This is a genomic window from Roseivivax sp. GX 12232, assembly GCF_021272185.1.
Taxonomy (GTDB): Bacteria; Pseudomonadota; Alphaproteobacteria; order Rhodobacterales; family Rhodobacteraceae; genus Roseivivax.
Window position 1 is genome coordinate 406,272 of the sequence record NZ_JAJSEC010000001.1, and the last position, 12,471, is coordinate 418,742.

Here is a 12,471-nt window from a genome sequence, read left to right on the forward strand (position 1 = left end):
TTTACCCTCTGGGCAGGAAGACGTTGAAGACCTCGGCGAACAGCCAGTTCAAGCCGAAGGAAAACAGGAGCGACAGGACGATCAGCACCGCCATGGCGGATTTGGTCTTGGGGGCCAGCGCGAATTGCAGCACCGCCAGGAAGACCAGCGTCGCGATCGGGTAGCCGATCACCGGCATCGCGGCGAGATAGGCGCCGAGGCAGAGAAAGACCACGAAGACCAGCCGGCGCTCGCGCACCCAGGTGCCGAAGGCCGCGCCGAAGGCGGCATAGGCGCCCGCGGGCAGCCGCCGCAGGGTCTGCGCGATGGTGACCAGCAACAGCAGGATCAGGCAGCCGTGCACGATCATCGGGAAGGCCCCGGCGCCCAGCGTCTCGAAGCGTGAGCTCGGGATCCGCGTCGCCTCCCAGAAGAGGCCGGCGGAGGCCGCGAGCAGCGCGATGTAGGAAAGAAGCCGGGCGACCTCGCCCGGCTCCTTCCCCGTCAGTTGCGGCGTCTCCTCGCTCACGGAGCAAGCACCTCTGCGAGACGGTTCACGGTCTCGTCGAGGCGGGTGAGGTAGTCCGCATAGGCCTCCTGGCCGCGGAACTGCACCTCGGCGCCGGCATTGTTGACCTGCTCGACGAAGGTCTCGTCCTCGGCCAGTTCCGCCAGCGCGGCCTCGAGACCGTCGCGGGCCTCGGCCGGGGCGCCCTTGGGCATGACGATGCCGCGGGTCACGGCCAGCTCCATGTCGGCGCCGAGCTCCTGGAAGGTCGGCACGTCGGGGGCCTGGGCCATGCGCTCGGGCGCGCCGGTGGCCAGGAAGACCAGGTCGCCGTTCTCGACGAACTGGCCGGCCGAGGAGATATCGCCGATGGCCACGTCGAGGTTGCCGCCGACCAGCGCGCGGATGCGCTCACCGGTGCCCTCGTAGCCGACGTAGTTGAACTCGAGGTCGAAGGCTTCCTCGATCATCGCCGCGTGCAGATGCGGCACGCCGCCGAGGGTCACGCCGATCGAGACCTCGCCGGGGTTCTCCTGCGCGTAGCTCACGAACTCCTCGAAGGTCGCATAGGGCTGGTCGGCATTGGCGACCAGGAACTGCGGCGAGGCGGTCATCAGCGCGATCGGCTCGAAGTCGGACCAGGCCAGGTCGGTGATGCCGGTCACGGTGGCGGTCAGCAGGCCTTCGTGCACCTGCGAGATGGTGTAGCCGTCGGCCTCGCGCTTGGAGGCTTCGGTCAGGCCGACCGTGCCGCCGACGCCGGGCATGTTGATGACCGGCATCTCGGCGCCGAGGTAGGGCGAGACGTTGTTGGCCACGATCCGCATCAGCGTGTCGCTGCCGCCGCCGGGCGACCAGGGCACGATGAACTCGACGGGGCGCTCGGGGTAGGATTGCGCCTGGGCGCTGCCGGCCAGCGCGGCGACGGCAATCGCGGCGCTCGCGGCGATGCGGGGCAGGTGGATCATGTCGGGTCTCTCCATGTTGCGACTGTCAGTGCTTCTTGGGTGTGAGGCCTCCCATAAAAGACAAGGGCGGCTTTCTCTAACGAAAATAATTTGCTCTTTTATCAAGCGTTGCTTAACTTGCCGCGATGGACATCCGCCAGCTCGAAACCCTCGTCGCCGTCGCGGAGACCGGCAGTTTCGCCGGGGCGGCGCGGATCGTGAACCTCACCGCATCGGCGGTCTCCCAGCAAATTCAGGCGCTTGAGGGGGAGTTGGGGGTGCCGCTCTTCGACCGGCGCACCCGCCCGCCGCAGCTCACCGCCCGGGGCGAGGAGATGCTGCGCGGGGCCCGCAACATCGTGCAGATCATGACCGAGACCCGGCGCACGATCACCGGGGGCCGGACCTCGGGGGTGCTTAAATTGGGGGCAATCCGCACGGTGTCGCTGTGGTTGGCGCCGCGCGCCTTCCGGGCGATGCGGGAGCAGTTCCCGAAGCTTTCGCTCGATCTCAGGGTCGGGGTCTCCGAGGCGCTGATGGCCGATGTCTCGGCCGGGCGGCTCGACGCGGCGCTGGTGGCCGAACACGTCGGCGTGCCGCCGGACCTGATCTGGACGCCGGTCCTGACCGAGCCGCTCATGCTGATCGCCCCGCCCGATGCCGAGGGCGCCGACGAACGCGCGCTGATCGGCGCCTATCCCTTCATCCATTACGCCACCGACGTGCCGCTGGCCCGCCAGATCGACACCGAGCTGTCGCGGCTCGGCGTCCGGCGCGAGCCGGTGGCGGTGATCAACACCATGCCGACCATCGTGAGCTTCGTGCAGGTGGGGCTCGGCATCGCGGTGGTGCCGAAGCTCGCGATCCTGAACGTGCCCGAGGAGAGCCTGCAGATCCGGCCCTTCGGCCAGGGGGCGATCACCCGGCGGATCGGTCTGGTGCGCCGCGAGGTCTCGGCCCGGTCGGTGGTCCTGGGGGCGATGCAGGACACGCTGGTCGCCACGGCGGAGGCGCATGGGTTGAGTTGAGGGGCGGCGGGGGGCTGGCCCAGCGGGCTCCGCGCGCCGTCGCGCCGCCGATCGGACAATCGAGTGACGCAGGCCCCCTGCCCCACGGTTGCCTCAGCCTTCGGTCAGCCCCGCGCTCGCCTAAGCCATCGGCCTGCCATGCTGCCCTCAGCCATCGGCCTGCCGCGCTCTCCTCAACCCGCGCCCTGCCGGTCCGCCGCCCAGCTCGCGACCGCCTGGTCCCGCACCGTCGCGATCAGCTCGGGCGCGATCTCGCGCCCTTCCTCGCGCCGCAGGGGCTCGTCGTGGAACAGGTAGACCCGCGACAGGAAGGCCTCGAACTCGAGCGAGCCCTCGCCGTAGCGCTCGCCGTGACCCGAGGTCGAGACCACGACCCCGTTGCCCCAGTCCTGCCCGCTGTCGTTGTTGGGGTTGTAGAAATAGACGCGCATCCGCCCGGCCTGGTCCTCGGCGACCCGAAGGATCGCGATGGCGTGCCAGCCGACGAAGCGCTGCTGCGCATCGGTGACCGCGATGCCGGCGGGCTGGGGATGGCCCAGCGGGCGGCCGCCGTTGAAGGCCGGGTGATAGGCCGCGAAGAAACGCCGCAGGAAGTCGTCGTAGCCCGCGAGCTGGCCCGTCGCCACGTCCACCGCGACGGCGCAGTCGCGCGACACCCACCAGCCGTGGAACTGCGGGTTGATCCACTTGTGCGGATCGCCGGGCCGTCCCGCGCAGAGCCGCCCCATCTCGGCGTAGATCCGGTCGAGATGCGCCACCAGCAGCACCGACACCGGGTCCGCGTCGATCGGGCCCGCCCCGGCAAGGCCCGCGGGCAGATCGCCGGAGTTGATCACCGTGCCCTCGAACTGCATCTGCAGCATGTCGAACTCGGCCACCTGGGTGACCAGGAACAGCAGGTAATCCGGGTCGATCAGCGCCCACATGGCGATGGCGCGGGCCGACTGGCAGGTCGGATTGGCGCCCTGCCCCACCCCGAGCGGCTGGCCCAGCACCTGCAGGACACCCGCCAGAAGCGCGGTCTCGGGCGCGTCACCCGCCGCGAAGCCCAGCGCGATGCGCTCGCGCGCCGCACCGCGCAGTTGCAAGGAGAGCTGCCGCTCCAGCGCCGGCACCATGGGCGCGTGATGCAGGATGCCCCGATCAAGCAGCAGCGCCAGCCCGTAGGCCGCCTGCGGCGTCTGCAGCGAGACCGCCGAGCGCACCAGCTTCTCGATCAGCCCGCGGTAATGCTGCCAGCAATCAAGCCCGGTGGTGCCGAGCCCCAGCGCCTCGGGGATCAGCGGGCGGTTCTCGTAATCGAGCGCCCAGGTCAGGAAGGCGGCGTGGTAATCCGAGACCAGCCCGGTGTCATGCATCGCCCGGGCAAAGCCCATGGCCTCGCGCGAGAGGCCGCTTTCATCGGCGACGGAGATCCTCTCGAGGTAGACCGCCAGCCCCGGGTCGTCGCGCGAGGCGGTGGTCGGCCCGAAAAGCGCGCTGACCAGCCGCTCGGCGCCAAGCCGCGTGCTGCCAGGCTCGGTGCCCTTCTCGGACAGCGCGATGGCGATCTGGGCGATCATGTCCTTGACCACGCCCACCTGGATCGAGCGCTGTTCGAGAAGGCGCCAGATCTCCGAGACCAGCACGCTGAGAACGTCGTTCAGACCGATGTGGTCGGCGATATGGCTCAGCACCCGGCGCTTGAGGTCGTGCCGGGCGCCAAGCGCGCGGGCGGCCTCGTCCGGCGCGCCGAACAGATCCTTGAGGTTCAGCGCCAGCACCTGGGTCAGGAAATGCCGCGCCCCCTCCTGGTGCAGGTTGGCATGGCGCGCCTCGCCCTCGGCCACCGCAAGGAACCGCGCGAGGCTCGCCGCCTCGAGCGCCCGCAGCGAGGGGTCGTCCGAGACCAGCGTGCCCGCCACGAGCTGCGGCAGCAGCACCTCGGGCTGGTCCCAGTCCGAGCCCGAGAACAGCCCCGCCGCATCCATGCGCGCGGCGCGCTGGCGGATCCTCCCCAGCCCACCGGGCAGCGCGATGACGCGCCCCAGCACGTCCAGCACCGGGCGCTGGTGGCGCGCCTTGGCGAAGGGCCGGGCCTCGTCCAGCCGGTCGATGGCCCGGTCGAGCGTTTCCGACAGCCGCGTCAGCGCGGCCTGGTCATCCGCGGTCTGTCCATCCACGGCGAAAGCGTTCCTCGGACTCATCAGACATAATAATCCAGCTCTTCCTGTCGCTTGAGAAGGTCACGCAAGTCGTGGGCGTTGTCACCGAAGAAATAGGCCAGCCCCCAATGCGTGCCGAATGCTGACCGTTTGGCCACCTTCTGCTCGCGCGGGTCGGAGAGCTCGTGGAACTCGAAATAGGGGTGGTTCGCGGTCTCCTCGGGGACCTCGAGGCGGCTCACCACGCGGCGGCGTGGGTAGACGCCGAAGCAGCCCGCATGGCCCTTGGCGTCGACGACCTCGGTCGGGAAGAAGGCGTCGAGCTCTTCCTGGGTGGTCTTCGGATCGAAGGCCAGCACAAGGCCCTGGTAGCCGTTGAAGCCATAGGCGCGTTCGATCAGCTCCAGCGCGTTGAAGCCCGGCGGACGGTAGGCGACCTCGCCGAAGTAAAGCTTGTTGTCGCTGGTCAGGAAGTATTCCGGGTGGATGAAGCCGAAGTCGATGTCGAAGACCTCGATCAGCTTCTCGATTTCCTCGGTGATCCGCGCGCGGTGTTCCTCGAGCTCGGGCGTCGCCGGCACGAAGACCGAATAGCCCAGCGTCACGTATTCCGAGATGTTCAGGAACTGGATCTTGCCGTCCTTGATCCAGGCCTCGACAGCGAACTCCCAGCCGTCGAGATGCGATTCCAGAAGCGCAGGGAACTCCTCGTCGGGGATGTTGTCGACATCCTCGGGGGTGCGGATCACCCGGTGCCCGGCGGTGCCCGACTTGTCGAAGGCCTTGAAGTGGATCGGGTCGTTCGGGTCGCCGTCGAGCTTCAGCAGCGTCTGGTTCACGCGCTTGAGGAAGCGGATCACGTCGCCGCGGTCATGCGCCTCCTCGAAGACGCCCACGCGGATGCCGCCGAGCTGCGCGCGACGCTTCATCAGCGACTTGTCGCGGAACAGCATCGACTGGCCGAGAAGCCGCGGGTTCTTCATCAGGACGGCGTTGACCGCGCCGGCCCATTCCACGGTTTCCTCGAAGATCGGGATGGCCACGTCGACGCCCATGTCGTCGAGCCGATGCGCCAGCTCGTGCGAGCGTTCGTTCAGCCGGTCGAAGTCCCAGGCGACATAGGGGATGTCGTTCTGCTTGCAGTAGTCCTCGGCCCAGGGCGGCGCGACCACGACGTAGCGACGGTCGAAACGGTCGACCGCGTCGATGGCGTTCAGGCTCCAGCCCAGGAGTGCGATATACCCTTTGTCCGGGTTCTTGTCGGTCATTGCATGTCCTTTTGTCAGGCAGACCCACAAGAACGCGCGCGCCCTGTTCAAGCTCGCGGATCATGGAAAATCCTGTCACGGGAATAGCGACCCCGGCGAGCTGGATCTGCGTCGGTTTCACTAGCAAAGGCTAAGCCCTGAGGGCGTCTTTTCAACCCTGGCTGGTGCTTGGCCTCGGGTCAGCGGGCGCGTCGAGGGCGCGCAAACCCCTGTCACAGAAGCAGTTTCACCGGCCCGTCTGCGCTGATCGTCTTGGCGCCTTCTTCGTCCTCGCAGAGGTCGAGCCAGAGCCGGTCGCCCCTGTCCTCGACGAAGAACCGCCATTCGTCCTGCTCGATCAGGGTGACCGCCTCCTCGACCGAGAGCCGCCACTCCGCCTTGCCGAAGAGCGATTTCCGCACGCCGCCGATCGCCACGATCTCCGCGCCGGTCTTGTCGGTTTTCGCCCAGGTCACTTGCGCCGGTGCTGCCACGGGGAATGCCTCCTCGGGTGAGGAAGATAAGGCAGGCGGGGGAGATGTGAACGCGGGCGGGCGTTAAAGGTTGATTTTACGTGCAAGTTTTTGGGTGGGGGCTTTCTTGGATGGGGAGCGGAAACGCATGAAACCTCGAAGATCACGGAGGCGCAGAAGGCGTTCGTGGTGAAGCAGGGAGTGCAGGTCTCTGAACACGCGGCGATGGCGCAGGTCGGAATGGGTTCAAACGATCGTGCTCTATTCGACATCACGCCCGTTCAGGCAGGCCAAGCATAGGACCCGCCAACCTGCGCCTAAAGCCCAACCCAGCCGCGGGCTTTTGAGGATTCCTGCATCGCCTCCACGGTCTCCTGCACCGCAAGGGCCTCCCGAAAATCGGGATTGCACCGTCCGTTCGAGACCTGCGCCTCGATCAACTCGGCCACCTCGATCACCTTCAGGTCGTTGAACCCAAGATGATGTCCCGGTGCCGGGCAGAACCGGTCGTAGGGCGGATGGGAGGGACCCGCCTCGATACGCCGGTAACCTGCCGCGGCACCGGAACCGGAGTAGACCAACAGGTCGTTCATGTGTTCCTGCGAGAACGCGATGGCCCCCTTGGAGCCTGTGATCTCGAAGGACAGGTCCATCGTGCGCCCGGTGGCGGCCCAGTTCGCCTCGAGGCTGCCGGAGACACCGCTTTCGAAGCGCAGGAGCGCGTGGGTCATGTCGTCAACCTCGACGGGCCGTCGCTCCGACGCCCCCGCGGCCACGGGCCGGTCGGGATAGATCGTCCGACAGTCGGCGCTGACATCGGCGATCGGCCCGAGGAGGTGGCGCGCGAGCGAGATGATGTGGCTGCCGATATCTGCCAGCGCCCCGCCGCCCTGCGGATCGGTCCGGAAGGAATGCGGCGCGTCGGGGCTCGACATGTAATTCTCTGCGTGGCGTCCCCGGAAGCCGGTCACCTCACCGATCTCGCCCGAGGTGATGAGATCCCGCGCCAGCCGGATCATCGGGTTGCGCAGAAAGTTGAAGCCGACCGAGGTGACGACCCCCGCCGCTTCGGCGGCGTCGGTCATGCGCCGCGCCGAAGCGGCGGTCGTCGAGAGCGGCTTTTCGCAATAGACCGTCTTGCCGGCGGCGATTGCCGCCATCGCGATTGGTTCGTGCAACACGTTGGGCGCGGTGATCGCGACGATGTCGACCGCATCGTCGGCGATCAGCGACCGCCAGTCGGAGGTGGCGCGTGCAAAGCCGAGGGCCTGCGCGCCGGCTGCGGCGCTTTCCTCTGTGGCATCGGCCAGCACCGCTTTGACCGGGCGCGCGGGCAGCTCGAACAAGACGGGCGCGGCGGCAAAGGCATTGGCATGGCAGCGGCCCATGAAGCCCGATCCGACAAGGCCGATCCCAAGCTCTCTGTCCTGCGTCTGAGTGGGCATCCCGCTCACTCCGCCGCGACCGGCGCGCGGGCATGCGACACCGCGTCGATGAGATGTTCTTCGGTCATCGCGTCGCCCTGAAATTCGGCCACGATGGCGCCCTCCGACATGGCCAGCACCCGATGGCTGACCCCCAGGACCTCGGGCATTTCCGAGGAGATCACGATCACCGCGAGGCCCTGTTCGGCAAGCTCGGCGATCAGCTCGTGGATCGCCGATTTGGAGCCCACATCGATTCCGCGCGTCGGCTCGTCGAGGATGATCAGCTTGGGATCGGCGCAGAGCCACTTGGCGAGCACGAATTTCTGCTGGTTGCCGCCCGAGAGCTGGGACATCGCCTGGTCCGGGCCGGTCGTTTTGATCGACAGCGCCGAGCGATACTTCTCGAACACGGCCATTTCCTTGGTCCAGTTCATCACCGAGACCTCCGAGAACAGACGCAGATGCGGCAGCGAGGTGTTCTCCCGTCCGCCCATCATCAGGACGAGGCCCTGTTCCTTGCGGCTCTCGGGAACCAGCGCCATGCCCATGTCGATGGATTGCCGTGGCCTGGGCAGAGCGACCTCTCCCTCTTTCCAGTACAGCTTGCCTGCATCGGCCTTGCGGACGCCGAAGATGGTCTCGACCACTTCGGACCGCCCCGCACCGACAAGACCATAGAGCCCGAGAACCTCCCCTTCGCGCACCGAGAAGGAGATATCGCGGAACAGGCCACGCTTGCTCAGGCCTTCGACGCGCAGCACCTCCCCGCCGAACTCCGGCTTCGCCTTGACGAAATAGGCATCCAGCGTGCGGCCAATCATCATGCGCGTGATCTGGTTGAGATCGGTGGCGGCGGTCTCGACCGTTCCCTGCACCTGGCCGTCGCGCAACACGGTGATCCGGTCGGTGATGTCGAAGATCTCGTCCATCTTGTGCGAGATGTAGACGATGCCCACTCCACGCGCCTTGAGACCACGGATCGTGTGAAAGAGCTGATCTTTCTCGCTGTCGGTCAGCGACGCCGTCGGTTCGTCGAAGATCACGACATTGGCCCTGAAAGCCTCGGCCCGGGCGATTTCGACCATCTGCTGCATGGCGACCGAAAGCGTGCCGACGCGGACATCCGGGCCGAAGAGGCAGCCGAGCGCCTCGAGCGCGGCCTTGGCATTCCTGCGCAGCTCGCGCTTTTTCAGCATGCCGAAGCGATTGGTCGGCCAGGCCCCCAGATAGATGTTCTCGGCGACGGACAGCTCCGGCGACAGCGACAATTCCTGGTGGATCAGCAGGATGCCCTTGCGGCGCGCGTCGAGCGGGCCGGAAAGCCGCAGCTCCTCGCCCTGGTAGAAGATCTCGCCTCCATCGGGTTTGTGCAGGCCCGCCAGCGTCTTCATCAGGGTGGATTTGCCGGCGCCGTTCTCGCCGACGAGGGCGTGGACCTCCCCGGGACGGATGTCGAAGCTCACGCTGTCGAGCGCCGTCACGCCGGGGAAGGTCTTGGTGATGTCCCGGACCTCCAGAATGACCTCGTCCATCACGACTCTCCCCTGCGGTTCAGGATCTTGTCGAGCACGAGGGCCAGCACGAGCACCGCGCCCATCACCATCAGCTCGACATAGTTTGGGGTGTTCAGGAGCCTGAGCCCGTTGCGCAGCACGGCCAATGTGAGCACGCCGCCAATGGTCATCCACATGCTGCCGAAGCCGCCCTGCAAGCGCGTGCCGCCCAGCACCACGGCGATGATGGTCCAAAGCTCCCAGATCTTGCCGGCGTTGGGCTCCGCGGTGCCGAGCCGCATCGACAACAGGATGCCGCAGACAGCCGCCAGTGTCCCGCAGAGGGTGAAGTTGATGATCTTGTGGCGCTTCACATCGATCCCGGCGTCATGCGCGGCCTCGATGTTGTCGCCCACCGCGTAGGTCTCGCGTCCGTGGCGGGTGCTCGACAGGACCCACTGGAACAGCAAGGCGAGCCCAAGAAAGATCATCGCGGTCAGCGATACCGGCCCAAGATACACCTCGGGGATCTCGGTATAGGCGAAGTCCGGCACCATCAGGGCGTTCTCGCCTGTATAGACGAAGACCAGGCCGCGAATTCCGATCAACGCGCCCAGCGTGACGATGAAGGAATGCATGCCGGACAGGGCCACCAGCGTGCCGTTGAAAAAGCCCAGCGCGGCCCCTGAGAGCAGCCCCAGTGAGATCGCGGGCCAGGTGCCCACATGCTCTTGCAGACCAATCGCCAGCGCCGATGCCAGGGCCAGGATAGCCCCGACCGAGAGGTCGATCTCGCCGTCGATCATCACCATGGTCATGCCGATGGCGAGGATGCCGATGAATGCCCCCTGGGTCAGGATGTTGCCGAGGTTGTTCACGGTCAGGAAATACGGGCTCGCGATCGAGAAGACGGCAACCGTCAGGGCCAGGAAGACCCAGATGTGATTGCGCAGAAGCCAGGACAGCACGGCGTGCAGCGGCGACTTGTCCCGAGGGGCGAGGGAAACGTGGCTCATGCGAAGATCCTCCCGCGCTTGGCACCCAGATCGATCCAGACGGCGACGATTATGACGGCCCAGGTGACGAGCCACTGGACGTAGTAGGCGAAGCCGAGAAGCAGCAATCCGTTCTGGATGAAACCCAGCATCGAGATGCCGATCACCGTCCGCCAGATGCTTCCCGAGCCGCCCATGAGCGAGGTGCCACCGAGGATGACACCGGCAAGGACGGTCAGCTCGTAGCCCTGACCTATGGTGTTCTGCGCGCCCATCACGCGGCTGCCCATGATCACCGCGGCCATGCCGGTGGTGAAACCGGAAATCGCGTAGGCCCAGAACACCGTCCAGCGCGCGTCGATCCCGGAGAAGATGCTGGCGGTCTCGTTGCCGCCAACCCCGTAGACGCGCCGCCCGAAGGTGGTGAATTGCAGCGCCAGCCCGGCGATCACCGCGCCCGTCAGGAACAGGATGACCGGCACCGGCAGACCGAGAAATTCGCCGCGCCCGAAGATGGCGAACCAGGTCTCCTGCGGGTTCTCCACGTTGACGTTCGATCCGCCGGAGTAGAACAGCACGAGCCCCTGCAGGAAGGACAGCATCGCCAAGGTCACGATCAGCGCGTTGAGGCCGACGAAGCCGACCAAGAGCCCGTTGACGGCACCGATGCAGAGCCCCGCGAGGAGCGTCATCACGATCGCCGGGAACGGGCCCGCGACATTGTGCTGGTCGACCACGATCACGGTCAGCAGCGTCAGGAGCGAGCCCACGGACAGGTCGAGGCGGCCGGTCAGCACCACGAAGGTGACGCCGAGCGCCATCATCCCCGTGATCGAGACCTGGCGCAGCACGTCCAGAATGTTGCCCGGCGTCAGGAACGCCTCCGCATTGACCGCGACACCTGCGAGAAACACCAGGAACGCGACGACCAGGCCGTGCCTGCGCATCAGGCTTCTTATCCGCGAGTCCATCTCTGCACCTCCTCCGATGCCCAAGGTTAGACAGAGCGAGATGCGCGATGAACGCTCGAAAAATCCAAAATGAATCAACCGGGTCGTGACGGGGCCCGCCGGACCGCGCAACGCCGCCAACACCGCATGAAAAGTCGAAAATCAGATTTGGATATCTCGGCGATTGTTTGGGCTTGGCGTCTACCGAAACATTGAGCGCAGGCACCCCGCAACGCTGCCAACGGGGATTGCAATCAGGAGGAAGTGCAGCGTCTGGAGGAGGAAACGATGATAAACGCACACAAGGCACTGGCGGTCACGCTGTCTCTTGCGCTCTCGGCCACCGCGGGAAGCGCGCAGGAGGCGCCGGACTGGCTCGGCGGCGAACTCAAGAAGCCGCTGTCAGAAACCAGAATTGGCATCACGGTGCTCTATCCGGGCTCGAATGCCTACCAGGCCAAATACGCCGAGACCGCAGAGGCTTACAGCCAGGAACTCGGCATCCAGGCCACCGTGATGGACCCGCAGGGCGACCCGGCCGTCCAGTTCGACCAGATCCAGGACATGGCCTCGCAGAACCCCGATGCGCTGGTGGTCTGGCCGACCTCGCAGAACGCGCTCATCCCGGCGATCCGCAACGCCTCACGCTCCGGGATCCCGGTCGTCACCTCGAACTCGCCCATCGGCGAGGCCGGCCGACGCTACATCGTCGGACATACGGGGCCCGACGATTGTGCCCAGGCGGAACAGGCCGCCGAGATGCTGGGCGACGCGCTCGGAGGGTCCGGCAACATCGTGGTGGTCGAGGGGACCCCGGGTTACTCGGTCTCGATCCTGCGCAAGAACTGCTTCCTCGACCAGCTCGCGGACAAATATCCCGACGTGAACATCCTTGCCAGCCAGACCGCGGAATGGAACCGCGAGAAGGCACAGACGGTCATGGAGACCTACCTCACGCAATTCGGCGACGAGATCGACGGGGTCTATGCCTTCGACGACGGCATGGGACTTGGCGTGATCAGCGCGCTGCAGGGCGCCGGCAAGGCGCCCGGCGAGGTCAAGGTCGTCACCTGCAACCAGTTCGGCGAAGGCTGGGACGCGATGAAGGCGGGCTGGCACTCCGGTTCGAACAAGCAATCCCCTGTCGATGACGCGATCCTGGCCATCCAGACCGCGGTCAAGGTGGCCAACGGCATCGAGGTGCCCGCGTTGCAGGGCATCGAGACCCCGAAGGTGCTGCCCGAGAACGTCGACGACTTCGAGCGTCCGACCTGGTAAGC

11 protein-coding genes are annotated in these 12,471 nt (G+C 66.4%); 2 read left to right on the forward strand and 9 right to left on the reverse strand.

Annotated elements, in window-relative coordinates:
* Position 1 precedes the first annotated feature (1 nt).
* Together LR948_RS01800 and LR948_RS01805 are read right to left on the reverse strand one after the other, a co-directional pair.
* On the reverse strand, positions 2-508 hold the full coding sequence (locus tag LR948_RS01800) for a tripartite tricarboxylate transporter TctB family protein (protein WP_232752218.1): 507 nt from the start codon (positions 506-508) through the stop codon (positions 2-4).
* Positions 505-1,455 carry a tripartite tricarboxylate transporter substrate binding protein gene (locus tag LR948_RS01805; protein ID WP_232752219.1) on the reverse strand — a complete coding sequence of 317 codons (951 nt, stop codon included), beginning with the start codon at positions 1,453-1,455 and terminating at the stop codon, positions 505-507. Before LR948_RS01805 ends, LR948_RS01800 begins: the two co-directional genes overlap by 4 nt.
* A gap of 125 nt (positions 1,456-1,580) precedes the next feature.
* Between LR948_RS01805 and LR948_RS01810 the strand changes: the two genes are divergently transcribed.
* Positions 1,581-2,462, forward strand: coding sequence for a LysR family transcriptional regulator (locus tag LR948_RS01810; RefSeq protein ID WP_232752220.1), 882 nt, complete (start codon positions 1,581-1,583; stop codon positions 2,460-2,462).
* A gap of 173 nt (positions 2,463-2,635) precedes the next feature.
* Here the strand turns inward: LR948_RS01810 and LR948_RS01815 are convergent, their stop codons facing one another.
* The 7 genes from LR948_RS01815 to LR948_RS01845 form a co-directional block, all read right to left on the reverse strand.
* Positions 2,636-4,624 carry a hypothetical protein gene (locus tag LR948_RS01815; protein WP_232752221.1) on the reverse strand — a complete coding sequence of 663 codons (1,989 nt, stop codon included), beginning with the start codon at positions 4,622-4,624 and terminating at the stop codon, positions 2,636-2,638.
* Between the two features lie 23 nt (positions 4,625-4,647).
* On the reverse strand, positions 4,648-5,874 hold the full coding sequence (locus tag LR948_RS01820; protein ID WP_232752222.1) for an acetyl-CoA carboxylase biotin carboxylase subunit family protein: 1,227 nt from the start codon (positions 5,872-5,874) through the stop codon (positions 4,648-4,650).
* A 212-nt stretch (positions 5,875-6,086) separates the two neighbouring features.
* Positions 6,087-6,347, reverse strand: coding sequence for a hypothetical protein (locus tag LR948_RS01825; RefSeq protein ID WP_232752223.1), 261 nt, complete (start codon positions 6,345-6,347; stop codon positions 6,087-6,089).
* A 296-nt stretch (positions 6,348-6,643) separates the two neighbouring features.
* A complete protein-coding gene (locus LR948_RS01830; RefSeq protein ID WP_232752224.1) occupies positions 6,644-7,771 on the reverse strand; it encodes a Gfo/Idh/MocA family protein in 1,128 nt (375 codons plus the stop codon).
* Positions 7,772-7,776: 5 nt separating this feature from the next.
* The gene (locus LR948_RS01835; protein ID WP_232752225.1) at positions 7,777-9,285 is read right to left on the reverse strand and encodes a sugar ABC transporter ATP-binding protein; all 1,509 of its coding nucleotides are present in this window, start codon (positions 9,283-9,285) and stop codon (positions 7,777-7,779) included.
* Positions 9,285-10,262, reverse strand: a complete 978-nt coding sequence (locus LR948_RS01840; RefSeq protein WP_232752226.1) for an ABC transporter permease — start codon at positions 10,260-10,262, stop codon at positions 9,285-9,287. The genes LR948_RS01835 and LR948_RS01840 overlap by 1 nt, the downstream gene beginning before the upstream one ends.
* On the reverse strand, positions 10,259-11,188 hold the full coding sequence (locus LR948_RS01845) for an ABC transporter permease (RefSeq protein ID WP_232752227.1): 930 nt from the start codon (positions 11,186-11,188) through the stop codon (positions 10,259-10,261). The genes LR948_RS01840 and LR948_RS01845 overlap by 4 nt, the downstream gene beginning before the upstream one ends.
* Before the next feature lie 291 nt (positions 11,189-11,479).
* Between LR948_RS01845 and LR948_RS01850 the strand changes: the two genes are divergently transcribed.
* A complete protein-coding gene (locus tag LR948_RS01850; protein WP_232752228.1) occupies positions 11,480-12,469 on the forward strand; it encodes a sugar ABC transporter substrate-binding protein in 990 nt (329 codons plus the stop codon).
* Positions 12,470-12,471 lie beyond the last annotated feature (2 nt).